Source organism: Methylobacterium sp. CM6246, assembly GCF_054818005.1.
This window is the reverse complement of sequence record NZ_JBTXKY010000001.1, coordinates 1,815,021-1,838,782: the sequence shown is the minus strand read 5'-3', so window position 1 is coordinate 1,838,782 and position 23,762 is coordinate 1,815,021. Positions and strand designations below refer to the sequence as shown.

Below are 23,762 nucleotides of genomic sequence, written 5' to 3'. Positions count from 1 at the left end.
ACCGCATGTCGGTTCGACGTAGGTCTAGGTATCGCGATTCTCGGTATCGCGATGGCGAAACCCTCGAAGGCGGATCCCGTCCCGGCCAAGTTCGCGGCTTCATTGAACCAGCGACGCCGGTACTAATCGGCGAATTTGTTTCTGAATATTATTAACTTTCGGATCATCCACTGCACATATCGCACGCGGCGCACCATGCTGTTGCCAACCATCCGGATTGGCGGGCATGTCGGGTCTTGGGTGGGCGATGTGTCCGCGGTGGCTATACGCACCGGTTTTTAGGGTTAAAACGGCCTCATGCGTCTTCCCAGAACCGCGGCCGCCCGGATCATCTCCTGCGACGTATTTGATACGCTGCTCCACCGGGATCACCGTGCCGAGCGTCAGCGGTTCAACGATATCGCCGTGCTCGCCGCGCGGCGCCTGGCCGCCGAACGGCGGATCGTGCGGCATCCCGGGGCGATCTACGACGCCCGGATCGACGTCCAGAAGCAGGCCTATCGGGCGCTCGACCTCTCGTGTCCCACCGGGGATGTCCGGTTCGCCGACATGATCGACGCGATGGGGCGGATCCTCAGCCTCGACGCGCAGGCCGCAGAGGTCCTGCACGAGGCCGAGATCGCGGTCGAGATCGCTCAGTTGGCGGCCAACACGGTCCTGCTGGCGTGGCTGCGCGAGCAGGCGCAGGCGGGATGCCGGATCATCGCCGTCAGCGACACCTATCATCGGGGCGAGACGATCGCGCAGTTGCTCGCCGCGCACGCCCCCGACCATCCGGTCGCCCGGATCTACGCCAGCGCCGACCACAACGCGACGAAGCGGACCGGCGCCCTGTTCGAGGTCGTGCTGGGCCATGAAGGCGTCGCAGCGGCCAACATTCTCCATATCGGCGACGACACGACGGCGGACGTCACGATGGCCCAGGCCGCGGGATTGCGCACCCTGCAGGTCCTGCGACCGAAGCACCTCGTCTTCCGGCGCCGGGCCGATGCCGTGCGCGCCCGCGCGCTCCACGGGCTCCGGATCCGCGCGGGGCGGGTGTCACAGGCGGGCGGGCCCGCGTGACGGTGCCCGACTCAGGCCGGCTCGACGCGGAGGCGTTCGGGCGCGTCGCGCTCGGCCCGATCCTGGCCGAGTTCTGCCTCCGCCTCTGGATGTTCGAGCGGTTCCTGCAGGGCGAGGACGCCGTCCTCCTGTTCTGCGCCCGGGGCGGCCTGCGCCTGAGGCTGGCCTACGAGCATTTTCTGAAGCGGGCCGACCTGCCCCAACGCCTGCCGCACGCCGACCTGATGGTGTCGCGCCTCGTCGCGGCCAGGACGGCCTTCGATCCGCCGAGCCCGGGGGTCCTGTCCGAACTCGAACGCGAGTTCAGCGGCCAGTCGATGGCCGAGATCGCAGCCGCCCTGGCACAACGCGACGACCTCGACCTCCCGCCGGCATGGCGCGAGCCGTTCGAGAAGACGGTGTTCACCACCCTGTTGGCCGGGAAAGAGCCCGGCGTGGCGATGCTGCACCGCGCGGTCGCCGAGCAGGATGCGCTGTTCCGCGTCCATCTGGCGGCCTGCACGGGCGAGCGCCGCCACGGCATCCTGGTCGATACCGGCCTGTACGGCAGCACGCTGCGGATCCTCCAGGAGGGCATTCCGGATCGGCAATGGTCCGGGCTCCAATTTGCCCGCTGCAACTACAAGCGGCTTCCGACGCCACATTTTTCCCGTCTGGTGGGCCTGAGCGTCGAAAGCGACGGATACAAGCCGTGGGACGTCCGAACCTCGGCACTCCGCTTTTGGCAATTGATCGAGGCGTGCCTCGAACCGGATCTCCCGAGCGTTCGGACCTTCACGGCCGGCGAGGATGGGGCCGCGCCGCGGGCCAATCTCCAGATCCCCGGCTGGGAGAACCGCATCGCGCCCGCGCAGCCCGGCTTGTTCACCGGCGTCCTCGCCTACATCGAGAGCCTGGGGCCGGACACGCTGCACAGGGTTCAGCCGGATGCGGCGCTGGCTTGGCAGTTCCTCAAGGATGCCGTCGTCTGGCCGAACGAGCAGGCTGTCACGGCCTTGAACCTCGGCCATCGGTCGCGGGATTTCGGACGGACCGAGCTGCGCGCACAGTTTGCCAACCCGGCCGCGATCAACCCGGTGCGGCAGATCCGCGAAAGCCTCTGGCGCGAGGGCGCCGTCATTCGGACGTTCCCGCGGGGAGGCCGGCTCGCGCTCCCGCTCATTGAGTTGCTCTATGCAGGCCGTGCCCTGCGCTCGGAATTGCGGGCGCTGCGCCGACGCAGCCCAAGGGCTTAGAGCGCTCGCGGCCGAAGTGGCTGGCGATTCTCAGTGTAAGCAAGGACACCGAGCCGTTCCCGGTGGCAACGCGATCGAGAACGGCTCTCGCTGCAACGTGCCAGGCAGCGTCCGGCCGGGGCCGTCAAAGGTGGTCTCGACCATGACCAACTCGCTGCACACAACGCGGATATAAGTACTGATCCGGCCTCGGCCGTGTCTTTCACCGCTATATTTCTGCCGTTAGGTCTATCTCTTCGCTTGGGGGGATTTTCGGCACCTCAAGCCAGTTAGAATGTGCGCCCGCGCCGGCGACTTCTGCAAGCCTGATCGGTTGGCAAAAACCGACGTTCAGAAAGAATAATGATAGTTATTGGCCTTAACGATCATCTCGTTAAGCAGTTGATATTCCAGCTGGATGGTTGCGCGCGCAGCCATCTGAGCTACAAAAAACTGCGATGTGATGAAGCCATATCGGTCGCCGGAGCGTTAACGGCCCGAGAAACCGATCCCCCATCATGCGGATGTGAGGAAACTATGGTATGTTAGAAATCTATCAGAGTGAGACGTACGCAGAGAACAATCCAAGCTGGCACGAGGAGGACGCACCCTGGAAGGCGACGCAGATCGCCCGGATTATGAACAAGAACGCCGTCACGTTCGACACGCTCTGCGAAGTCGGATGCGGGACCGGCGACATCCTGCTCAACCTGGAACGGGCCTTCAATTTCTCGAAGGGCTACGGATACGAGGTCTCCCCGCACGCCTACCAGCGCGCCAAGCGCAAGGAGACGAGCCGGACCAAGTTCTACCTCGAGAGCGTGTTCGACGCTGAGGCTCCGCCATTCGACGTGATGCTGGCGATCGATGTGATCGAGCACGTCGAGGATTACATTGGCTTCATGAAGCAGATGCGCCCCCTGGCCAAATGCAAGATCTTCCATATCCCGCTGGATCTGTCGGTGCAGTCGCTGTTCCGTGAGCGACCGATCATGAACCTGCGCAAGAGCGTCGGCCACCTGCACTACTTCTTCAAGGAATCGGCGCTGGCGACCCTGCGGGATTGCGGTTACCGGATCATCGATCACGCCTATACGGCGGGCCGCCTCGAATTGCCCAATCAGGCATTCTCGAGCCGCCTCATGAAGATTCCGCGCCGGGCGATGTTCTCCCTGAACCAGGATCTCACGGTGCGGGTCCTCGGCGGCTATTCCCTGCTGGTCCTGGCCGAATAAGCAGGATCGATCGCGCCCTGAAGCCTCCTCGATCCCCTGCTCCGTTTCGGGGGGCGGTGCCCGCGCGGGCAGCCTCCGTTTCTTGTACCCGGACGAATGACGGCGTAAGGATCGGGCGCCTCAAGGCTCGTTTACTAGTAATATCGTCGCGATTGTGCAAAACGGGTTTCAGCAATTGAAAAGGCAGCGCCGGCTTGAGACAGTGACGTTCGCCAGGCTAAATATTCAGAGGAACCTTTGTTCATAGTGGCGACATCAATAAGTTTCAGGCCAATTCGAAGTTGGAGTTTATCGGCGGCATGACGGCGGCTGAATCGTTTGGGATCAATGGTCGCTTCCTGACGCAATCGATGACCGGCGTCCAGCGGTACGCGCTGAATGTGACCCGCGCCATAAGCCACGCTGCTGCGGCGCAGGGAGCCGAAATCCCTTTGCTGGCGCCGGCCGGCACTCAGGATCCCGGCTTGACGGGGACGCCGCTCAGGCACGCCGGCCGCTCGGGCGGCCATGCCTGGGAGCAGGCCGTTCTGCCGCGTGCGTGGCCGGGCCCGCTGCTCAATCTGTGCAACACTGCGCCGGCCTTCAAGGCGGATCAGGTGGTCTGCATCCACGATGCGAACGTGTTCGTGGAACCCGAGAGCTACAGCACCGCGTTCCGCACGTTCTACCGGACTCTGCAGCCGTTGCTGGCGCGGCGCGCGGCGCGGATCTCGACCGTCTCGGACTTTTCCGCCGGTCAGATCGCGCAGCATCTGTCCCTGAAGGTTTCCGACATCGTCGTCCTGCCCAATGGGCACGAGCACGTCCACGCCTGGGATCCCACGCGGGCGAGCCGGGCGCTATCGGCGCCGCGGCGCAACCCGGACGGGACCGAGCGGCCGTTCGTGCTGGCGCTGGGTTCGCGCGCGCGCCACAAGAATCTCGGTCTGCTGCTCGGCCTGGCGAGCGCGTTCGCCGATCTCGGCGTCGACTTGATCATCGCCGGCGGCCAGGCCGGGATCTTCGCCGCGGAGGCGTTGCAGCGCAGCGAGAACGTGCAGCATCTCGGCTTCGTGACAGACGACGATCTCGCCTACCTTCTCGAACGCGCCCTGTGCCTGGCGTTCCCGTCGCTGACCGAGGGGTTCGGGCTTCCGGCGCTCGAAGCGATGGCGTGGGGCTGCCCGGTCATCTCCACCGATCGGGCGAGCCTGCCGGAGATCTGCGGCACCGCCGCGCTCCTGGCGCCCCCCGATCAACCGGAGCTTTGGCTGGCGCATATCCGGGCCCTTCTGGGCAGCGCCGATCTCCGGGCGGACCTGATCGGCCGCGGACGCGGCCAGGCCGCCCGGTTCTCCTGGGTCGAGACCGCGCAGGGCTACATGGATGTGATGCAGGCGCCCAAGCGGAGAGACGTCGGGCGGCCCCGCACGGCGTCGGCCTCTCCCAGCATCGCGGTCGTGATCGCGACCCTGGGTCGGCCGGAGGTCGTGGCGCAGACCCTGCGGCGCATCCTCGATCGGCAGACCTACAAGCCGGCCTCGGTGATCATCTCGTGCATCAAGCCGGAGGATGCCGGGGAGGCCGCGACCTGGGGCGACGTGACGGTCGTCACCGGCCGCCCAGGCCTGGCGACCCAGCGCAACGCGGCGCTTGCCGCCCTGCCCGACACCGTCGATGTCGTCGCCTTCTTCGACGACGACTTCGTGCCGGAGGCCAACTGGCTCGAGGTCGCGGCCGGGCTGTTCCGCGACGAGCCGGATATCGTCGGCGTCACGGGCGACGTGCTGGCGGACGGCATCAAGGGACCCGGCCTGAGCTTCGCCGAGGTCGACCGCCTCCTGAGCGAGATCGGGCCTGTCGTGCCGGCGCCGCTGATCGAGCCGTTCAGCCCGTACGGCTGCAACATGGCGTTCCGGCGCTCGGCCATCGGCAGCCTGCGGTTCGACGAGCGTCTGGTCCTCTACGGCTGGCTGGAGGACCGCGATTTCGGCGCGGCCCTGCGGGCGAAGGGCGGGCGGCTTGTGAAATGCATGGCGGCGCGGGGCGTCCACATGGGCGTGAAGGGCGGCCGGATCGCCGGCGACCGCCTCGGCTATTCGCAGGTGGTTAATCCCCTGTACATGCTGCGTAAGGGAACGATGACTTACGCTCAGGTGGCCGACCACTTGTTTCGCAATTTCACCAGCAATCTGGCCCGATCGGTCGTCCCCGAGCCGTTCATCGATCGGCGCGGCCGATTGCGGGGCAACCTGCGAGGCGCCGCCGACGCGCTCCTGGGACGCCTCGAACCTGAACGGGCCCTTGAGATCCGACGGAAAGCCGTGAGATGAGCGCGCACGATCAAAATCGGATCTCGCAGGATCGGCCGCAGGTCGTCTGGCCGTTCCCGGAAGCCACCTCCGTGGGCGTTCCGGACGGTCCCCTGGCGGTGATCACGGCTGCCCTGAAGGCGGCCCGGCGCCACAAGTTCGTGGTGGGACTCTGGATCCTGTTCTGCGTGGGCGTCGCCGCGCTGTACGCGGCCACCGCCACGCCGGTATTCACCGCGACCGCGACCCTGTTGCTCGAGCCGCGCCGCCAGGCCGGTTCCGGATCGCCGGAGGGCTCGCTCGCGCCGAGCCTCGACGGCGGCCGCGCCGAGAGCGAAATCCAGGTGCTCCGCTCCGAGCGCCTGCTGTTCAACGTCTTTAACAGCCTCGGGCTCGCCAACAGCCCGGAATTCGGCGCGTCCTCCGCCGGCAAGTCCGAGCGGTCGGGGCTGAGCATCAAGTCGTTGCTCGGCATTCCCGAGCCGCCGCCGCCGAGCCCCGAGGTCGTACAGCAGCGCCAGTTCGAAAGCTTCGCGCAGCAATTCGGCGTGCGGCGGGTCGGACAATCCTACGTCGTCGAGGTCTCCTACAGCTCACCCAATCCGACCTTGGCGCGCCGGATCGCGAACGCCGCGGTCTCGGCCTATCTCTGGCAGTCGATCGCCGCGAAAGCCGACGCCGCCAAGAACGGCGCCGAGTTCCTGCAGGGCCGCGTCAACGCCCTCACCTCGCAGGCGCGGTCGGCGGCGACGGCCGTGTCCAACGGCAGCCTTCCCGACGCGCCGACCCCGGACGCCGATGCCCGGGTGATCGGGGCCGCCCTCCAGCCCCTCCGGCCGTCGGCACCGCGCAAGGCGCTGATCCTGGGCCTCGGCCTGACGGTCGGGCTCGTTGGCGGGTTGCTGGCCGTCGCCCTGCGGCAGGCGCTCGACCGGCGGATCCGCACCCCCCAGGATCTGGTCCAGCGCGTCGGCATCCCGTGTCTCGCCATCATGCCCGACGTGTCGCGCAAGGGCGTGGCCGGACGGCGCGGCCCGACGGACCTGCGCTCCGCCACGACGCTGTGGCTCGGTAACAGCGGCTTCGCATCCGGCATCCGCGACCTGCGGACATCGATCCAGCTCGCCCTGTCGAGCCGTCCCGGAGACAGCGAGGCCGTCGTCGCTCTCGTCGGCTGCACGGCGAATTCCGGGACCTCGCTGATCGGGCTCAACCTGGCCCGGATCATCCGGGAGAGCGGCCGTTCGGTGACGATGATCGACGCCGACATCCACGGATCCGCCCCGCGCTCGCTGACCTACGACGTCGACAACTGGGACGGGACCTGCCTGGCCGATCTGATCGAGGATCCGAGCCGCATCCCCGGCGCCAAGCTGCTTGATTACGGCGGGATCTCCGTGCTGCCCGCGCGCCTGCCGAACACGGCGGCCAACAGCCGCGTCTACCTGGGGGCACCGGCCTTCCAGAAGGTACTCGACCACATGCGGCAGACGGGTTCCGTCATCCTCGACCTGCCGCCCCTGTCGGTCTCCGCCGAGACCCGGGCCGCGGCCCGGCGCGCCGATGCGGTGATCATCGTGGCCGAGGCCGGACGCACCACGGTCGACGAACTGTCGGATGCCGTGAACGGCCTGCGCAGCGCCGGCGCCAGCGTGATCGGTGCCGTCCTCAATCGCGCCTAGAGCCGTTCCCGTAAGGTGGCGGCCGCCGTTCGCTCGACGATGATGCGGGCCGGAAAACCAGCGCACCGATTCGCTATCGGTTTCGTGCACGACGCGCGCGTCGCGTCGTGCCACGGGGCCGGTTCGTATCCCGGTGCGCCGCCTACCCACGAACCGCCCTCCGCTCCGGTGGGGATCGCCTGACGATTCGCCGTCCCCGCTGCCTTCGGCGATCATCACCCCTGCCCGCCTCGACTCAGAGTGTCCCCGATGGCCCCCGCGACGGATCGAAAGATCAAAGTCCTTTATTGCCAGCCCGGCACGACGGTGTTTGCGGGGATCGAGCGCGTCAACGACGCAATCTGCACGGAACTGGCCGAAACCTACGGCGACGCGTTCGATGTCGATGTCCTGCTCGTCTCCGAGCACAGGAACCATCCGCCCCTCCCGCGGACCTACACCATCGTCCGGCGCCCGGGATCGACGCGCCTCGGCCTGATACGGGCGTTCCGCAGCGTCGTGCGCGAGAAGCACTACGATCTCGTCGTCGTTCCGCAGATCGAACCGGCGGTGATCTTCTGGTTCTCGCGCCTGGGCTTGAAGCAGCCCATTGCGATGCACCTCCACGGGAATCCGCGCCGGGAGAGCGGGCACCTGAAGGCGAAGATCCTGTTCTTCCTCCTCCGGCATCTCGTCCTTCGCCGCGTGGCCGTGGTGTTCGGCACCTCGCCCCGGCAGCTTCGCGCCTTCACCGAGGACTTCAACTGCCGCAGGCCGACGGTCTGGGTGCCGAACCCGGTGCGGACATTCGAAGCGCCCGGGCCCGACGACAAGCCGACGGCCGGCCTGGTGACGTTCGTGAATGTCGGACGTTACGACTACCAGAAGGGCCAGGACATCCTGGTCGACGCGTTCGCCGCGCTTTACAAGCGCCGGCAGGATATCCGGCTGCGTCTCGTCGGCCACGGCGCCGACAAGCCCGCCCTGTCCGAGCAGATCCAGCGCCTCGGCCTCGGTGACGTCGTCACGCTCGAGTATCATCCCGACAACCCGCAGCAGGTGCTCTACGCGAGCGACGTCTTCGTCGCGACGTCGCGATGGGAGGGCTGGTCGCTTGCCATCTGCGAGGCGCTCCGGTGCGGGCTGCCGGTCATCTCGACCGATTGCGAGTTCGGGCCGAGCGACATCCTGATCGACCGTCGCCTCGGGCAACTCGTCCCATCGGGCGACGAGGCCGCCCTCGTCGAGGCCATGAACGACTATTGCGACCGGATCGACGAAGAGAGAACGTTCGCGGATTACAGGCGGCAGAATATCGATCGGTACAGCGTCGAGAACTCGACGAAGATCCACGCGGACGCCATCAGGCAAGCCGTCGAGGCGTCCCGGCGGGTCTGAGCGCGCACGCAACGGACCGGGCAGCGGAACCGCTCCGGTGCACCAGCCCTATGATCCGCTTCAGGGGCGTTGCGCTATCGGAGCGCGCTTCGCACGTGGCCCAGGGCGATCGGGCCGGGCAGCAGCCTCGGAGCCGGCGCGGCCGCGATCCGCTGACGCTCCGGCCAGGCGGACGCCACGCCGGCGAAGACGTAGAACAGCAGGCTCTGGTCGACCGTGGGTCCGGCGATGATGGCGCCCGTCAGCAGGGACAGGCAGGCGACCCGGGCGGCGGAGCGCACGTCGCTCGGATAGCTGCGAGGCTCGCCCCGGCGCACACCGAAGACGGTCGCGATGAACAACAGGTAGAACACGGCCCCCGGGACGCCGACATTCGACAGGATCGCCAGCGGGAAGCTGGAGGTCCGGTTGGTGCCGAGACCGACGCCCAGGCCCCAGGTATCGAAGAAGTTTTGCAGAGCCAGGGCGTTCCAGGACGAGCGCTGGACGCCGGACTCCGTCTGCCCCTTGCTCAGGATCAGCGCATCGACGTATTCGTAGATCTTCTCGCCGACCCCCTCCGTCGCCAGCACCAGCAGGACGATCAGGCAGAGGATGAGCGGGCCGAGGACGACCGTCGCGGCGCTGAACCGGTCCTGCGGGCGCAGGCTGCACCGCTGCAGCGCGGTCGCGTAGAGCAGCCCCAGCACGACGACGGCGCCGACCAGCCCGGTCGACGAGGTCGAGATCACCACGAACACCAGGGAAAGCAGGGCCAGGGTTCCTGTGACGAGGGGCTTTCGTCCGCACAACCACAGCATGCCGGTGAAGCCGAGCGCCCCCAGCGTCATGCTGGCGAAGGCGGACGCTTCCGGCCAGGAGCCGATGATCCGCCGCATCGTGCCGACCACCTCCTCGTCGTGGAAGGTGTACTGGGCGTTCCGGATGAACTGGAGCGCCTCCTGCGTGCCGGTGGCGCTGGTCACCAGGTCGAGGATGCCGAAGCCGATATTGGTGGCCGCGTAGGCGATCAGCGCGGTGGCGAGCGTCTCGAGGCCCCGCTGCGTCGATCCCACGGTCGCGATCATGAGGAAGCAGAACAGGTCGCCCATCAGATAGATCGGCTGGGTCAGGTTGCTGGAGACCGGTCCCAGCGGCACCGAGCCGTCACTGGTGCTCTGATACGCTGAGGTCCCGAGCGGGATGATGTAGGTCGCGTCGGCAAACAGCCGCGGCATGACATAGCTGCTCAGCACGCCGTACAGCACGAGGCACATCAGCCAGAAGCCCGGCTCTGTGATCTTGAGCGCCTCCAGCGTCTCGACGGCCGTCTTGCGCCAGAACAGGGTCGAGATGCCCAGGAAGACCAGAAACAGGTGAGCCGGCTGGATGTTGGCGCCGCCGAGCAGGAGCGCGGCTGCGGACCCGAGCGTGCAGAACACCACGAACGCCACGACGGTGGATCGGGTGCCGAACAGCAGGCAGAATAACCCGACGACGATCGTGATCGCACCGATCGGTTCGAAGCTCATGATCCGCCCGCCTCGAGAATGTAACCGCTCAACAGGAATCCCCCCCTTCCGGTGCCACGACCGGCTGGGGCGCCGAGGGTATCGGTCCAGCACCGAGGCCCTGGAACCGCTCCCGATCGCGTCGCGACGGGGACCCGTTCCAAGGCCTTGATGCGACGCGCTCGCCGCCGCCGAACCGGTCTCCGCTTCGGCGGCGAGCGCTCTGGAGCATCGTTCCGAAAGGCGGCCACCGGCGTTCGGAAACAGTCGATGCGGATCGACGATCTAAGACATCGTGCCGGTTTCGATATCCGGCACGATCGATCAGCGGTCCGCGCTCTCCGCGGCCCGGCGGACGGCTTCGGCGGAGGCCGGGCCGGTGCGGTTCGTAGTACCACCCTCCAACGGCCGGAGCGGCGCGCCGGCTTGCGGCCCTTCCCCGGACTTGCCGCCCTGCTGCCGGATCAGGGTGACACGGACGACATCGCCCGGCTCGACCTGCCCGTCTTCCTGCGCCAGCCACGTGTTCGAGCGGTCCCCCGCCCTGCGGGTCACCTCGTACCGTGCGGTCAGCATGTCGCTGCCATCCTCGGAGCTGCCGACAATCTGCGACTCGGCATCCGCCGAGAGCCGCCCGGCGGTCAGCGCCTTCTCGTCGTTCTGCCCGAGCTTGAGGCGGATGTCGGAGGCCTCGGCCAGGGCATCACGCCGGAACCTAGACCGGAGGTCGATGATGTCGCGATCGGCTCGGGTCAGGCTCTGCTGGGCACGCAGCATCGCAACCTGCACGTCCAGCCGGTTGCTCTCGAACGCGGCCTGGCTCTGCTCGGCGGCCAGCTTCCGCGGCGTGATGGCCAGTCCCTTGGACACGAGATCGTTGACGAGATTCAACTCGCCCCGGCTCAGTTCGAGCTGGCGATCCAGCGACTTGGACTTGTTCTCCAGCGCGCCGATCTCCGACCGGAAGCTGGTCATGGATTGCTCGATCGTGGCGATCTCCGCCTTGATCGAGTTCCGGCGCGTCTCGAACAGGAGCTGTTCGCCGCGCATGGCCTGATCGGCCCGCGCCTTGTCGGGCACTCCCTTGAGATCCTGGCCGAACGTGATCGAATCGGCGCCCGCGATCTCCGCGTCGAGCCGGGCCAGCTTGGCCGCCAGCGCGATCCGCTCGGCGGCGAGCATCCGCAGGTCGCCGCGCGTCGTCACCATGTCCCGGCGCGCCGCGCGGGGATCGGCAGAGCGGACCAGACCCTCGGCGGTGCTGACCGCCTGCAGCACGGTCAGACCGGGCTGGTACTCGAACTTGCCGGGTCGCTGCACTGCACCCATGATGTAATACGGCCGGTACTTGGCGACTTCGACCGACGCCGCCGGTGTTTCCGCCAAGTCGGCCGCCTGTTTCAGCGAAGTTCCGATGGCTTCGGCCAGATCGGTCGGCGTCCCGCCTGCAGCCTTGATCTGGCCGATCAGCGGAAGCGACACGGTGCCGTCGGCCGCGACGGCGAATTCCCCGTTCAGCGCGGTCCACGAATACGCCTCACCGGTGTTGCGCCGCAGATCGTAGACGCGAATGGTCAGTCGATCCTGCGGGCCCAGCAGGTAACGACCCGGCGCTTCGGCGGCCGGTGCTGCGAGAACGCTGGCAACCACGAACACGCAAGACGCAGCAATCTGCCGCCAAACCATTCACATCTCCTGAACCGGAACCGGTTTCCGACAAAATACTTGGGCGCCCATCCCGCTATTGGGAAGCGGAGCCGGGATGCGCAGCTGACCGTTACTCTATACGATATGAGGCAACACTCAACCCGCTCCGCAGTTTACGCAAATATCGGAAGCCCCGGATCAGCTAAAAATCGAGCAACACGATAAACAATCAATTCTCCCTGAATGGGATCGGATGACAGCAAATTCAGCCTGGCATCCCGTATTGCCGGAATTTTCAAGCCCGACGTTACTGCCGCAGTGCACGCAACCGAAATCCGCACAGATGCATGGACGCAGCGTAGACGACCGCACCACACGATGTCAGCGCAATCAGAGCTACGAGCGACCCGGCCTCCGCACGCTGGAGCGCCGCCTGCAAGAGCAGGACGGCCGCCGACATGGCGACGCAGGCCACACACACCTGCCAAAGGTTCCGCATCTGAAGCGGAAGGCTGGCCCCGGTCAGACCGCGGGCATAAATTGCACTGACGAGCATATGCAGAGCCGCGGCGAGGACCCGCGCGTACAACATCAGCAGCAACCCGCCTACGTAGAAGGCGACGGTCATCAGCGGGATCTTGATCGCCGTTTCGAAGGCATTGATTTTGAGCAGCAAATTCGGCTCATCGACAGCAATGCACAGCGAGGACACCGGCTGGTAATAGGCCGTGAACATGACCGCCAGGGACAGCCAGCGCAGATAGACCGCGGCGGAACTCCACTGGCTGCCGAGGAAGACGCTGACGATCTCCTCCGAGGTCAGCGCGATCCCGATGCCGGCCGGCAGCGCGATGAACATGGTGAGGCGCGCCGCCTTCAGGAACGAGAGGTGCAGCCGCCTCCGGTCGTCCGCCATCGTGGCGAACGCGGCCATGACCGGCCGCATCGCGGGACCGATGAGGCTCTGCGTCGGCATGACGGCGAAGTCGCCGGCCAAGCTGTAGCGGCCGAGGACCGACTTCTCGATGTTGTAGCCCAGGAACACCCGGTCGTACTGCCAGCTGAACGCGGCCAGGATCTGGGACGACGTGAACCAGCCGGTGAACGCCGAGAAGTCGCGCACCCTCTCGAACGAGAGCCGCGGCCGGTACGGAGCCAGCACGTAGGACAGGACGGTCGGCATCAGCGACGAGACGACCGGATTCACCACCAGGGCCCAATAGCCGCCGCCCGCATAGAGGGTCGCCAGCGACAGCACCGCCGCGATGATCTTCCCCGAGAAATCCACGATGAACGAGACGCGGAAATCCAGATCCCGGAAGAAATGCACCATCGTGGGGCTGTAGAGGCTTCGCGCGATGGGCCCCAGCGCGAGGGCCAGAATGAGCAGGACCAGGCGCGAATCGTCGTAGATGTGGGCCATCGGCCAGGCGGCCAGCATCATCAGGACAGCGATCACGCCGCCGCGCAGCAGGCCGAGGGTGAAGGCGGTATCGAGGTGGGAGGTCTCGATCTTCTGCAGACGCATCAGGGCCTGAACCAGGGGCACCTCCAGGACCATCTCGACGATCGCGACCAGCGACACCGCGATCGCAGTGAGGCCGAAATCCGCGGGCGTCAGCATCCGTGCGAGGAGCAGCAGCGTTGCGAGGTCGATCACGCGCGCCAACGTTCGGGCCGCGACACTCCAGCCGGCACCACGCAACGTCTTGATGGTGAGCATGAAGCGATCCTGCGGGAGACCGACAATCCGCGGGATCGCGCCTGGCGCGAGACGCGATGTCTCTGTCCCCGAGATTGAACCTGTAAAGGGGCGATAAGGCGATGACAGGCCTTTTCGGGCCTATTCACCCACTACCCTTCACGATGCTCTGCTGAACAGCACCTTAAGGCAAGACGACCGGCCCCGCCGGACTCACGGCGCCGCGGGCTTCCCCCGGCGGCCGACGGCGCGGCCGTAGACCTCGATGGTCTGGCGCGCGACGCGCTCGATCCGAAGGTTGGCGATGCCGATCTGGCTCTTGGCGCGCCACGCCTGCAGCTGATCCGGGTCGGAGACCAGCATCCTGAGCGCGTCCGCGATCTTGTCCGGAGCGTTCGGCGGCACGAGGATGCCCGATTCGCCCTGCCCCAGCAGTTCGGGGATCCCGTCCACCTGCGTGCCGATGATCGCGCATCCGGCCTCCCGCGCCTCCGAGAGCACGAGGGGGGCCGGATCGGCATGGGAGGGCAGCACGAAGATGTCGGCGCCCAGCATCCACGGGTAGGGGTCGCCCTGGGGGCCGGCAAAGGAGATCGCGGCAGCCGAGGCCATCTCCCGGGCCATCTGGGCGTAGGCGTCCTGCGTCGGCCCGCCGCCGACCACGTAGAGCCGCGCGGCCGGCTGCTCGGCATGAATCACGTCGAACGCCTTGAGGAGGTCGGGCAATCCCTTGCGGGGATGAAGCCCGCCCACGAACACGATCGCCGGGTGAGCGAGCGCGCGCGCCACCTCGGAGCGGCTGGTCATGCGCGCGGACCCGATCGTGCCGTTCAGGACGACGTCGATGCGGTTGGCCGAGATGCCGCGCTTCTGCATCGACCCGGCGACGGCCGCACTCACCGCGATGACGCGGTCGCCCAGCCCCATCAGGATCGCGCCCTTCTCGAACTCGTTGTGGACCGTCGTGACCAGCGCGACCCGGGTCAGCTTGCAGGCCGGCCAGGCGAGGACGGCGCTCGTCATCATGTGCGCGTGGACGATGTCCGGCTTCCAGCGCCGCAGGAGCGACGCGAGCCCGACCATGGACTTTACAACCGGACCCGGCCGACGCTCGTGATCGATCGGGAAGATGGCGATGCCGTTCGCCCGGAGCAGGTCGTCGAAATCCCCACCCTGGCTCGCCATCGCGACGGTGTGGCCGAGCTTGGCCTGCGCGCAAGCGAGGTCGACCGCCGCGTGAACGTGACCGTTCAGCCGGCGGGTGTGGTTAAGGAGATGCAGAACCCGCACGTTACACCAACGCTCGCTTTAACCGAGACCTCACCGGCATGCTGTCGGACATCGAAGATATCGGCACGTTATGCGGCGTCTCAAGACAGGACCCTAGTCAATACCGAAGCCTGATACAAACCAACCCACATTATTTTAATACGCAATTCCCGTCTTCTCGCGCGATCTGCGACGCCGGACGGCCTTCAGCCGTCTCCGCCTCTACTGGGAGGCGTTGGCTGCACGGAGGAATTGCCGCGCCGACCGTCGCCCGACCGAGAACCGGAACGCGAGGAGCGCCTGCGCCTGGCGGAGGGGGGCCAGAAACATCGCCATGAAGAACAGGGCGTTCGCGATCTTCCATTTCCAGGGGCGCGGTTCGATCACGATGGCCCGGAGCAATTGCAGGAACGATCGCAGCCCGTACCGGGAGCCGCGGACGATCGCCGCCGAGAAATCCATCAGCCGGAAGTAGAAGGTCTGATCGGCCTGGATCAGCTTGGCTTCCGGGCGCAGCTGCTGCACCAGTCGGCGAAGATGGGCCAACCGCATCTCGAAGCGCCGCAAGTCGCGCTCGAAGGTCAGAGCCTTCGGGGCTTGTCCGAGCCCGGAATCGTTACGGCCATGGACCCGGTACAAACCGAGGCTGTCGGCGATGCTCACGACATCGCCCATGAACGGCGCAATCAGCAGGATGACCCCGTCGACCGCCTTGTCGTAGTCGCATTGATCCAGGATCTCGCAGACATCCCGGCGGAACACGTTCCCCGAGGTCGGCGGCGTCTGGTAAACGCCCGAGAGCAGGATCTCGTTGACGATCCTGTCCTGGCTGCGGAAGGCCTCGAGCGCCGGGTAGCGCTCGGTGACGACACGTCCGGCGGCATCGACGCAGGTCAGGCAGAACTGGACCTTCGCGACACCCGGATCGAGCGCCTGGAGGATCCGGTCGAGCGACCCCGGCAGCAACTCGTCGTCGGCATCGAGAAACAGCACGAACGGCGCCCGGGTCAGGCCGAGACCGTACAGGCACGCCGCCCGCTGGCCGCCGTTGTCGATCCGGTGGGCGCGCACGCCGGTCTGCGCGATGACGTCCCAGGAGTTGTCCGTGGACCCATCATCCACGACCACGAGCTCACAATCCGGCACCTGCTGGGCGATGACGCTTCGGATCGCCCGGCCCACGTAGGTCTCATAATTGAAGCACGTGATGACGACCGCAATCCTCGGCTCATTCTCCACGACAGCTACCCACCCGCTCCGCGCGCCTGCAGATCAAGCCTGCTCGCAAGCCCACCGAACCGGCTGAACCGGCGCATGGCCCAAGCGAACGCCGGATCGGCAAAACGGGCGCGCTACACCCAGACCTGAGAATCCGCCTCCGCCCACAAGGGGCTGCAGTCCGGAACCCGGGTGGCATGTATCCCGGTCGAGCAGCGAAATCCACTCGTGCAAATGACTGATACAATGAATGAGTTGGTCAATGCCCAACCTTGGCCGTCATTCACTGATACAACTTTACGTATTATCGGACTATAAACTCATGGGTACGAACAATTACGCACTCGCCATCTACGCAACAATCAGAGCGCCGGCTCTCCTTTGCGTTCGGCGCGCCTCGGTCGCGAGCATCCGCCACCGCGGTCAAGGATGTCGCCTCACGGTGCGGTCGGCTGGACCGCGCGCCGCAGATGCGCCTCGGCAGTCTGCGTGGAGACGCGGGCGGTCGGCTGATAATCGAAGCCGCCCTGTCGCCCGAACGACTCGATCCCGAATGCCCGCAGTTTCGCCTGTGCCACGGCGACCCGCGCCTGCGCGCCATTGACGTAGATGGGATAGGCGTTCGGCACGAAGCGGCCGCCCTCGAGCTTCAAGTCGCCGTCGAACAGATGGTTCTGCGCGACGTGGGACCGGAAATCCTGCTCCGCGATCGCGAGGCTGTTGCCCGCCTGGGACGCGATCACCTCGACGCCGAAATAGTGCCTGCCCTCGACCGCCCCGTAGAAATCGGAATACATCGTCAGACGCTTCCAGAATCCCTTATGCGAGAAGTTGTAGAGAACCGAACAGTCGAATCCCTTTCGGCCGGAGAAGCTGAAGAACAGGCTGATCAAGGTCACCGAGGTGAGGTTCTCGTCGGCCCCGATCCCGCAGAGGTCGAGGGCATGGTTGATCGGGATCGTCGATACGACCCGGTCGGCGGTCAGGGTCTGGCCGCCCGCCTCGATCTGAAACTTGGCGCCGACCTTGCTGATCCGCGACACGGCGGAGCCGAGCCGGAACACCGTGCCCTGACGCACCAGCTTCTCGGCCGCCACCGTGTAGAGGTCGTGGTAACCGGATCGCGGCCGGGCGAGCTGTCGATTGGTCGGCGCTGACGCCTTGTGCGGGCGCAGGTGACGGAGCATCGCCCGCGGGGAGGAATGCTCCTTGATCCAGAGCATGCGCTTCTCGGCGAAATCGAGATCCACCTTCTCGGCTGGGGTGCCGAAAAAGCGCGTCATGTAGCTTTCCAGACCCGAGCGCTGCAGCAAGTAGTTCCCGATCCAGTACCGGGCGAAATCACGGGCGTTGCCGATCTTGGGCCGAGAGATCCGTGAATACAGGACGGACAGGCCGATCCTCGCGCAGCCCCACAAGCCCGAACGCAGGATGTCGTCCTTGATCGACAACGGATAGCCCGCAACGGCGCCTTGCGGCGTCAGCTTTCCCCATGTCGGATCGATGGGGACATAGAGCGGCAGCATCTCCGGGAAGTGCGCCAGCAACGGCGAGTCGTCCTGGAATATGAAACTTCCAATATCGAATGTATAGGGACCGATGGCGCAATCGATATGATTGCCGCCGTATCTGTCGAACTCATCGATGACGAGCACGCGCCGGTAACCTTGCTCGTGCAGGACCGCTGCGGAAACCAGTCCGCTGATTCCGGCACCGAGAACAACAGCCTCGAAAGTCTCGGCCGAATCCGGGTGTTCGATCGTCGAGGCTGTCTGCTCAATCATGCCCTACCCCAAACCTCGACCGGAAACGCGTCTCTCGTCATCTGAATGCCGAAACAGCCAGATCGGACTGCAGCGGAACTACGCAGTCAGAACATTGTCAGATGCCGCAAGCCGGATATTTCTCAAGACACATCATTCCCGTTGGTCACTCGTATCGCATTTGAGACAGATCGGTAAATCTACACAGTGGCGCAGAAACGATTTTATTTCCCGTGGCGGATACCCGGGTAATCAGGGAGCGTTGGTGAAGAACAGCCCTGTGATCTCACGGCGTACGGCTACGTGCGCCATGAAGGCGAAAGCGCGCGCTCATGAAGAACTGGGTTCCACCCCCGTTTTCATGATCTCCGATAGGCAACGGTGAAACTGGACAAGCGACTGCCCGGCACGATCCGCAATCAGAGCTTGCAACGCGATGCGCCCATAACCATCCGCCGGGCTCGGAGAGTGCCTTTCACCTTCATCGAGGCTCTATCGACACCTCTCGATGGGCGAATCATTTGTATCTTCGGTCCCCGTGCTGATTTCGCTCACATCGAGCAGAGATATTAACAAATTTTACGGTCTTCGGCTGTCGGGAGAGATATTGTTAACGTTCACTGAACCTGAAACCCTGAGATCGGAACGGATCATCACGCCGCTCGTAGTTCGGCACAGGTGTAACGACGGTTATGCCACCAGGAGTCAGTGATGAACGACGATCGCGATACGCAGCACCTCGATTTCAGACGCTTGGCGGCCGATATCGTGGCCGCCTATGTATCGAATAATCATGTGCAGGCTGCGGATCTGCCCACATTGCTGGCGAGCGTCCATGCGGCCGTGCAGGTGGCGGCCGAGGGCGAGACCTCGGCGGTCGTGGCGTCGCCAGTGGAAAAGCCGTCCGCCGCCGAGATCCGACGCTCGGTCGGCCGCGACGCCCTGATCAGCTTCGAGGACGGCAAGCCGTACAAGACCTTGAAACGCCATCTCACCGGGCGCGGCCTGACACCGGAGCAATACCGGGAGAAATGGGGATTGCCCCGGGATTACCCGCTGGTCGCACCGGATTACGCAGAGCGACGATCCCTCCTGGCGAAGGCGATCGGCCTGGGGCGCCCGAATGCCGCAGCCGACGAGCCGAAGACCCGCGGCCGAAAGAAGACGGCCTGAGGCATCGCCGGATCGGATCACGCGTTCGGCCCGTGGCTAAGGATGGGGCGGCGCAAACCGGCTGCGACCGACGGTCACCCCGGCGGCACCCATCGCCCTGTCGCAGACGGCGGCCGCGTTCCTGACCCGGGATGCTCCTCCACCTAGATTTCGACACGGCGACACCGGACAAGCCGCGCAGCCGCTTCGCCGAACGAGAGATCGATGCTGCCGACGCCTACCCTCTGTCGTTCCTGCGGCCAGACGACCGATCCGGGCAGGACCTATTGCGTCGCGTGTGCCGTGCGCCAGGCCGACAGCGACGCCCTCGTCTTCGACCGTTGGCTCGGCCGCATCTTCGGAGTCGCCGGTCTCGTGATCGTTCTGGTGGCCACCTATGCCGCGGCGCGATACCTCAATCTCCTCGGCGGTTGAGATATAGACCGGCCGGTTCGGGACCGCGCGCAGCCCGCCTCACCGGTCGGATCGCCAGTCGCATCGACCGTGACGGTTCTGCCGGAGTCCGGATCCGTCGGCCCGTGGGGAAAGTCCGGATCCTGCGCCTTAAGGAGAGGTCCACGCCGGGCGCGCGGCATCGAAATATGTACGCCGCCCCGTGAAAAATCCGATCGCCCCGCGGCTACACCTCAGTCCGGGACGGTTGGGAGTCTTCGAGATGGCTCGGCGCTGGGTTCTGGTCTTCGCGTGCTGCACCCTGTCATCGGCCGCGCAGGCTGCCGGAGACATCGCCGTGGACATGGCGATGATCTCGAACGGCGATCTCAGGGTCTTCGGTACGCTGGCACCACCCCGCGCCGCCAGCGTCGTCCTGGACGACAAGTTCGACACCCGCGCAGATCAGGACGGGCGCTTCGCGTTCAGGATCCCCTATCACCCTGAAACCTGCGTGGTGACGCTGAAATCCGAAACGCTCAGCCGGCAGGCTGTCGTCGGATACTGCGCCCGGCCGGCCGCCGCGAAGCCGGCCGCGGCGATGCCGGCCCATCCCGCTCCGATCATGCTGGCCGCGAACACCCCCAAGGGCGAGGTCGGCCCGCGGGGCCCCCAGGGCGCGGCCGGCCAGCAGGGACCGGAGGGACCCCAAGGCGAGCGCGGCGCGAAGGGCGATCCGGGGCCTGCCGGTGCCGCCGGTCCGCCCGGGCCCTCGGGGCAGGCCGGCGCGCGAGGTCCGGCGGGCGAGAAGGGCGAACGCGGCCCGGCCGGGCCGGCCGGGCCCGAGGGCAAGGCGGCTGTCGCGGCGGCGGCCCTGCGGGTCCAGGTCGAGGAATGCACGGCCGGTGGGCGCTGCGTCGCCAGTTGTACGGCCGACGAGTTTGCCGTGAACGGCACCTGCAGCGGCGGAGAGCGCCCCGCCATGGACGAGGGCAGCGTCTACTGCTTCGCGATGGGCGCCGCGCCGACCGCCCTGAAGGCCCGGGCCATCTGCGCCCGGCGGTGATGGCCTGGGTGGCTGGGACGCGACGTCGAAGGCCCATCGGGCATCGGCAGGAACGCGTCGCTTCGATCTCAGGATCGTCGTGGTCCGGCGGTGCGGCGTGCGTGCCAGGCGGCGGCCCGGCACCACAGCGCGTCCGGGAGCCGGTACAGCCGCACCACGCCCGCCATCCCGGCCAGCAGCAGCAGGACCAGATACGCCAGCCCGTTCAGCAGCCGGCCCGGCAGCGCCTCCGGCTCGGCCCGGTCGTACCAGAGCGGGTCGGCGTCCCAGTGCGGATCGTTCTCGTCCAAGACTGAACCCCCTCCGCCGCGGACACGGGCGCGGCCCCTGCAGTTCGCAATCGGTTGACCAAACGGAGGCGCCGGGCCGCACTCACCGCTCGCCCGGCAGCGGCCGCAGCAGGGCGCCGAGCAGGAAGCCGAGCTGGCCGCAGACCAGCAGCGCCGCGCCCCGCCGCAGGCTGCCGCCCGCGCTCAGGTGGTGGATGTGGAACCCGTAGGCCAGCTCGGCCGCCACCACCGGCAGGAACACCGGAAGGCCCCAGACCGAGCCGAACCGCCCGAGACCGACCCCGAGCAGCGCGTTCAGCAGAAGGCCCTTCATGACCGGCCCGCCGCATCACCCCGGGTCCCGGGATGCGCACGCCAGGACACGCCTGCGCTACTTGCTGCCGCGCTGGGCGAGCACGGCCGGGACGGTGCGCAGCATGATCGCGATGTCCCGGCGCAGGCTCCAGCGGCTGGCGTAGTCCAGGTCGAGCGCCACGCGCTCGGCGTAGCTGGTGTCGGAGCGGCCCGAGACCTGCCACAGCCCGGTGACGCCGGGCGGCACGGCAAAGCAGGTCGAGAACGCCCGGCCGTAGCGGGCGACCTCGGCCTGCACGATCGGGCGCGGGCCGACCAGGCTCATCTCGCCGCGCAGCACGTTCCACAGCTGCGGCAGCTCGTCGAGCGAGGTCTTGCGCAGCACCTGGCCGATGGCGGTGATGCGCGGATCGTCGGAGAGCTTGTGCGTGGCGGCCCACTCGGCCCGGGCGCTCGGGCTGGCGGCCAGGTGCGCGGCCAGCACGCCCTCGCCGTCCGTGACCATCGAGCGGAACTTCAGGCAGCCGAAGCTGCGTCCGTCCCGGCCGAGCCGCATGTGCCGGAAGATCGGCGCCTTGCGGTCGCCGGCCCAGACCAGCACGGCGATCAGCAGCATCAGCGGCAGCAGCAGGAACAGCGCGGTCGCCGCCACCACGATGTCGAGCCCGCGCTTGGCCGCCCAATCCAGCCGGAGACCGCGCGCCACGAACGGCGTCTCCGGCAGAACGGCCTCAGCCACCGCCTCCGCCGCCTCGCTCACCTGACCGGCAATCTGATCGGCCACGTTCGACATCTCAACCCTATGGTGCGGCGCAGAGGCGAGGTGTGAAACTTGGGAGCCGGCCTCGCGCAGCATGGATTCGCTTTCTGGATCGAGATGGCGATGGGATAGTTAATGGGCTGTTAATAGCCATTTCTAACAAATTATTGACCCTGTTACAAGCTCGGCTATACGGCTAATCACAGTCTAACTTGTGTTCATATTATCCGACTATGCAATGTAGCCGTGCGGATTAGCCCCGGCATTGGCGCAACGGGAGGGAGGACGATGCTGTCATCCATCCAGTGTCGGCGTGAGTCCGTATAGTGTCGGTCTAGGGACGACCGGCGTGAGAGCGCCGTTCCTTTGGTGCGACGCACGCAAGGTCGATATCGCCAGCCCCGTCCACCGCCTCACGGCGCCCCAGACCTCCGCCTCGGCGGACGTTCAGCTTGCGGGGGCTATCGAGGGCGCCAAGGGACCGGCACAACGGTCGCGATGGTGAAAACTACGCACGCCGATAGCCGGAGCGGGAGCCCGACAGCGACGCTGAAACCTGCGTCTCATGCGAGTTGCTGGCTTCGCCTCGACATGCGTCCACGTCACGGCGTCCGATCCACGCGACGGCGGTCAGGCGCTGGTCGCTCGGATGCGAGCGGCGGGGAGCCGGGCAGATCCGCGCGGGGATCATGGGCAGGGGGGGCATGTTTCTGGCGTCATCGCCCTCCACCTACAGAAATGCCGATGGTCGGGCCGCGTCATTGCTTTGTATAGGCGGTCGGACAGATGAGCGTGAATTCGTAAGGGAGCGGACGACATGGCGGTTCTGGTGACGGGCGGGGCCGGGTATATCGGCAGCCACATGGTTCTGGCTTTGCTGGATGCCGGCCACGAGGAGATCGTGGTGCTGGACGACCTCTCCACCGGGTTCGACTGGGCCGTGCCCGAGGGCGTCAAGCTCGTGGTCGGCGACGTCGCCGACCAGGCGCTGGTGACCCAGACCATCCTGCAGCACCGGATCGACGCGCTTGCCCACTTCGCGGCCCGGATCGTCGTGCCGGACTCGGTCGCCGACCCGCTGGGCTACTACTTGGCCAACACCGTCAAGACCCGCGCCCTGATCGAGGCGGCCACCCGCGCGGGCGTGCGCCACGTGATCTTCTCCTCCACCGCGGCCGTCTACGGCGAGCCCGAGGTGGTGCCGGTGCCCGAGGATCTGCCGCTCAACCCGATCAACCCGTACGGCCGCTCCAAGCTTATGAGCGAATGGATGATTGCCGACGCGGCGGCCGCGCACGGCTTCACCTACGTGGTGCTGCGCTACTTCAACGTCGCGGGCGCCGACCCGGCCGGGCGTTCCGGGCAATCGACCCCGGACGCCACGCACCTGATCAAGGTCGCGACCCAGGCGGCGCTCGGACGGCGGGCGCGGCTCGACGTCTACGGCACGGACTACCCGACCCCCGACGGCTCGTGCCTGCGCGACTACATCCAGGTCTCGGATCTGGCGGAGGCGCACCGGGTGGCGCTGGATCACCTGCGCGGGGGCGGCGAGAGCCTGACGCTGAATTGCGGCTACGGGCGGGGCTACTCGGTGCTGGAAGTGATCGAGGTGGTCAAGCGGATCTCGGGGCAGGACTTCGATGTGCGGCTGTGCCCGCGCCGGCCCGGCGACCCGGCCCGGATCGTGGCCGAGGCGGGCCGGATCCGGTCGCGGCTCGGCTGGCAGCCCCGCCACGACGACCTCGACGCCATCGTGGCCCAGGCGCTGGCCTGGGAGGACAAACTCAGTACGCGCAATCGGATCTAATCGACGCTAAAGCGTGGTAATACAGGACTCAAGATATGAATCCT

The 23,762-nt window shown here is 66.5% G+C and carries 21 protein-coding genes; 10 read left to right on the top strand and 11 right to left on the bottom strand.

Annotated features, from left to right (window positions below; all coding sequences use genetic code 11):
• Window positions 1-99: 99 nt before the first annotated feature.
• On the bottom strand, window positions 100-453 hold the full coding sequence (locus ACYQPG_RS09090) for a hypothetical protein (RefSeq protein ID WP_461232536.1): 354 nt from the start codon (window positions 451-453) through the stop codon (window positions 100-102).
• On the opposite strand from ACYQPG_RS09090, the gene ACYQPG_RS09085 reads away from it, so the two are divergent.
• The 3 genes from ACYQPG_RS09085 (at window position 355) to ACYQPG_RS09075 (ending at window position 3,514) form a co-directional block, all read left to right on the top strand.
• Window positions 355-1,065 (top strand): HAD hydrolase-like protein, encoded by a 711-nt coding sequence (locus ACYQPG_RS09085; protein WP_461232441.1) that lies wholly within the window; start codon window positions 355-357, stop codon window positions 1,063-1,065. The two genes, ACYQPG_RS09090 and ACYQPG_RS09085, sit on opposite strands and share 99 nt — an antisense overlap.
• Window positions 1,062-2,300 (top strand): glycosyltransferase, encoded by a 1,239-nt coding sequence (locus tag ACYQPG_RS09080; protein WP_461230771.1) that lies wholly within the window; start codon window positions 1,062-1,064, stop codon window positions 2,298-2,300. Before ACYQPG_RS09085 ends, ACYQPG_RS09080 begins: the two co-directional genes overlap by 4 nt.
• Window positions 2,301-2,821: 521 nt before the next feature.
• Entirely contained in the window at window positions 2,822-3,514 is a 693-nt protein-coding gene (locus ACYQPG_RS09075) for a class I SAM-dependent methyltransferase (protein WP_461230770.1), read from the top strand.
• Between the two features lie 134 nt (window positions 3,515-3,648).
• Here the strand turns inward: ACYQPG_RS09075 and ACYQPG_RS09070 are convergent, their stop codons facing one another.
• Window positions 3,649-4,002, bottom strand: coding sequence for a hypothetical protein (locus ACYQPG_RS09070; protein ID WP_461230769.1), 354 nt, complete (start codon window positions 4,000-4,002; stop codon window positions 3,649-3,651).
• Between ACYQPG_RS09070 and ACYQPG_RS09065 the strand changes: the two genes are divergently transcribed.
• From ACYQPG_RS09065 to ACYQPG_RS09055, 3 genes are all read left to right on the top strand, one after another.
• Window positions 3,979-5,826: a glycosyltransferase gene (locus ACYQPG_RS09065; RefSeq protein ID WP_461230768.1), complete on the top strand. Its 1,848-nt coding sequence runs from the start codon at window positions 3,979-3,981 to the stop codon at window positions 5,824-5,826. The genes ACYQPG_RS09070 and ACYQPG_RS09065 overlap by 24 nt on opposite strands.
• Window positions 5,823-7,487, top strand: coding sequence for a Wzz/FepE/Etk N-terminal domain-containing protein (locus ACYQPG_RS09060; RefSeq protein ID WP_461230767.1), 1,665 nt, complete (start codon window positions 5,823-5,825; stop codon window positions 7,485-7,487). Before ACYQPG_RS09065 ends, ACYQPG_RS09060 begins: the two co-directional genes overlap by 4 nt.
• A gap of 249 nt (window positions 7,488-7,736) precedes the next feature.
• Window positions 7,737-8,864 carry a glycosyltransferase gene (locus ACYQPG_RS09055; RefSeq protein WP_461230766.1) on the top strand — a complete coding sequence of 376 codons (1,128 nt, stop codon included), beginning with the start codon at window positions 7,737-7,739 and terminating at the stop codon, window positions 8,862-8,864.
• A gap of 74 nt (window positions 8,865-8,938) precedes the next feature.
• On the opposite strand, the gene ACYQPG_RS09050 is transcribed toward ACYQPG_RS09055, so the two are convergent.
• The 6 genes from ACYQPG_RS09050 to ACYQPG_RS09025 form a co-directional block, all read right to left on the bottom strand.
• Window positions 8,939-10,375: a hypothetical protein gene (locus ACYQPG_RS09050; RefSeq protein ID WP_461230765.1), complete on the bottom strand. Its 1,437-nt coding sequence runs from the start codon at window positions 10,373-10,375 to the stop codon at window positions 8,939-8,941.
• A gap of 303 nt (window positions 10,376-10,678) precedes the next feature.
• Window positions 10,679-12,040, bottom strand: a complete 1,362-nt coding sequence (locus ACYQPG_RS09045) for a polysaccharide biosynthesis/export family protein (RefSeq protein ID WP_461230764.1) — start codon at window positions 12,038-12,040, stop codon at window positions 10,679-10,681.
• A 268-nt stretch (window positions 12,041-12,308) separates the two neighbouring features.
• Window positions 12,309-13,724, bottom strand: a complete 1,416-nt coding sequence (locus ACYQPG_RS09040; protein ID WP_461230763.1) for a lipopolysaccharide biosynthesis protein — start codon at window positions 13,722-13,724, stop codon at window positions 12,309-12,311.
• A gap of 192 nt (window positions 13,725-13,916) precedes the next feature.
• Entirely contained in the window at window positions 13,917-14,993 is a 1,077-nt protein-coding gene (locus ACYQPG_RS09035; protein ID WP_147905989.1) for a glycosyltransferase family 4 protein, read from the bottom strand.
• Between the two features lie 201 nt (window positions 14,994-15,194).
• Window positions 15,195-16,211: a glycosyltransferase family 2 protein gene (locus tag ACYQPG_RS09030; RefSeq protein ID WP_461230762.1), complete on the bottom strand. Its 1,017-nt coding sequence runs from the start codon at window positions 16,209-16,211 to the stop codon at window positions 15,195-15,197.
• A gap of 416 nt (window positions 16,212-16,627) precedes the next feature.
• The gene (locus ACYQPG_RS09025; protein ID WP_461230761.1) at window positions 16,628-17,974 is read right to left on the bottom strand and encodes an FAD-dependent oxidoreductase; all 1,347 of its coding nucleotides are present in this window, start codon (window positions 17,972-17,974) and stop codon (window positions 16,628-16,630) included.
• A 690-nt stretch (window positions 17,975-18,664) separates the two neighbouring features.
• On the opposite strand from ACYQPG_RS09025, the gene ACYQPG_RS09020 reads away from it, so the two are divergent.
• From ACYQPG_RS09020 to ACYQPG_RS09010, 3 genes are all read left to right on the top strand, one after another.
• Entirely contained in the window at window positions 18,665-19,126 is a 462-nt protein-coding gene (locus ACYQPG_RS09020; RefSeq protein WP_461230760.1) for a Ros/MucR family transcriptional regulator, read from the top strand.
• A gap of 204 nt (window positions 19,127-19,330) precedes the next feature.
• Entirely contained in the window at window positions 19,331-19,540 is a 210-nt protein-coding gene (locus ACYQPG_RS09015; protein WP_461230759.1) for a hypothetical protein, read from the top strand.
• 241 nt (window positions 19,541-19,781) lie between these two features.
• On the top strand, window positions 19,782-20,564 hold the full coding sequence (locus ACYQPG_RS09010) for a collagen-like protein (protein WP_461230758.1): 783 nt from the start codon (window positions 19,782-19,784) through the stop codon (window positions 20,562-20,564).
• Between the two features lie 68 nt (window positions 20,565-20,632).
• On the opposite strand, the gene ACYQPG_RS09005 is transcribed toward ACYQPG_RS09010, so the two are convergent.
• The 3 genes from ACYQPG_RS09005 to ACYQPG_RS08995 all read right to left on the bottom strand — a co-directional run bounded on the left by ACYQPG_RS09005 (window position 20,633) and on the right by ACYQPG_RS08995 (window position 22,004).
• Window positions 20,633-20,854 carry a hypothetical protein gene (locus tag ACYQPG_RS09005; protein ID WP_147910638.1) on the bottom strand — a complete coding sequence of 74 codons (222 nt, stop codon included), beginning with the start codon at window positions 20,852-20,854 and terminating at the stop codon, window positions 20,633-20,635.
• A gap of 82 nt (window positions 20,855-20,936) precedes the next feature.
• Window positions 20,937-21,167, bottom strand: a complete 231-nt coding sequence (locus ACYQPG_RS09000) for a hypothetical protein (protein WP_147910639.1) — start codon at window positions 21,165-21,167, stop codon at window positions 20,937-20,939.
• Between the two features lie 57 nt (window positions 21,168-21,224).
• Window positions 21,225-22,004, bottom strand: a complete 780-nt coding sequence (locus tag ACYQPG_RS08995; RefSeq protein WP_461230757.1) for a sugar transferase — start codon at window positions 22,002-22,004, stop codon at window positions 21,225-21,227.
• A gap of 721 nt (window positions 22,005-22,725) precedes the next feature.
• Here ACYQPG_RS08995 and galE point away from each other — a divergent pair.
• A complete protein-coding gene (galE, locus tag ACYQPG_RS08990) occupies window positions 22,726-23,718 on the top strand; it encodes a UDP-glucose 4-epimerase GalE (protein ID WP_147910634.1) in 993 nt (330 codons plus the stop codon).
• The last annotated feature ends 44 nt before the right edge of the window (window positions 23,719-23,762 follow it).

Excerpts from the sequence above, each read along its gene's own strand:
- ACYQPG_RS09090 (WP_461232536.1), bottom strand. The coding sequence starts at position 453 with ATGCCGCACGATCCGCCGTTCGGCGGCCAGGCGCCGCGCGGCGAGCAC.
- ACYQPG_RS09075 (WP_461230770.1), top strand. The coding sequence starts at position 2,822 with ATGTTAGAAATCTATCAGAGTGAGACGTACGCAGAGAACAATCCAAGC.
- ACYQPG_RS09060 (WP_461230767.1), top strand. The coding sequence starts at position 5,823 with ATGAGCGCGCACGATCAAAATCGGATCTCGCAGGATCGGCCGCAGGTC.
- ACYQPG_RS09055 (WP_461230766.1), top strand. The coding sequence starts at position 7,737 with ATGGCCCCCGCGACGGATCGAAAGATCAAAGTCCTTTATTGCCAGCCC.
- ACYQPG_RS09050 (WP_461230765.1), bottom strand. The coding sequence starts at position 10,375 with ATGAGCTTCGAACCGATCGGTGCGATCACGATCGTCGTCGGGTTATTC.
- ACYQPG_RS09045 (WP_461230764.1), bottom strand. The coding sequence starts at position 12,040 with ATGGTTTGGCGGCAGATTGCTGCGTCTTGCGTGTTCGTGGTTGCCAGC.
- ACYQPG_RS09040 (WP_461230763.1), bottom strand. The coding sequence starts at position 13,724 with ATGCTCACCATCAAGACGTTGCGTGGTGCCGGCTGGAGTGTCGCGGCC.
- ACYQPG_RS09025 (WP_461230761.1), bottom strand. The coding sequence starts at position 17,974 with ATGATTGAGCAGACAGCCTCGACGATCGAACACCCGGATTCGGCCGAG.
- ACYQPG_RS09020 (WP_461230760.1), top strand. The coding sequence starts at position 18,665 with ATGAACGACGATCGCGATACGCAGCACCTCGATTTCAGACGCTTGGCG.
- ACYQPG_RS09015 (WP_461230759.1), top strand. The coding sequence starts at position 19,331 with ATGCTGCCGACGCCTACCCTCTGTCGTTCCTGCGGCCAGACGACCGAT.
- ACYQPG_RS09010 (WP_461230758.1), top strand. The coding sequence starts at position 19,782 with ATGGCTCGGCGCTGGGTTCTGGTCTTCGCGTGCTGCACCCTGTCATCG.
- ACYQPG_RS09000 (WP_147910639.1), bottom strand. The coding sequence starts at position 21,167 with ATGAAGGGCCTTCTGCTGAACGCGCTGCTCGGGGTCGGTCTCGGGCGG.
- ACYQPG_RS08995 (WP_461230757.1), bottom strand. The coding sequence starts at position 22,004 with ATGCTGCGCGAGGCCGGCTCCCAAGTTTCACACCTCGCCTCTGCGCCG.
- galE (WP_147910634.1), top strand. The coding sequence starts at position 22,726 with ATGGCGGTTCTGGTGACGGGCGGGGCCGGGTATATCGGCAGCCACATG.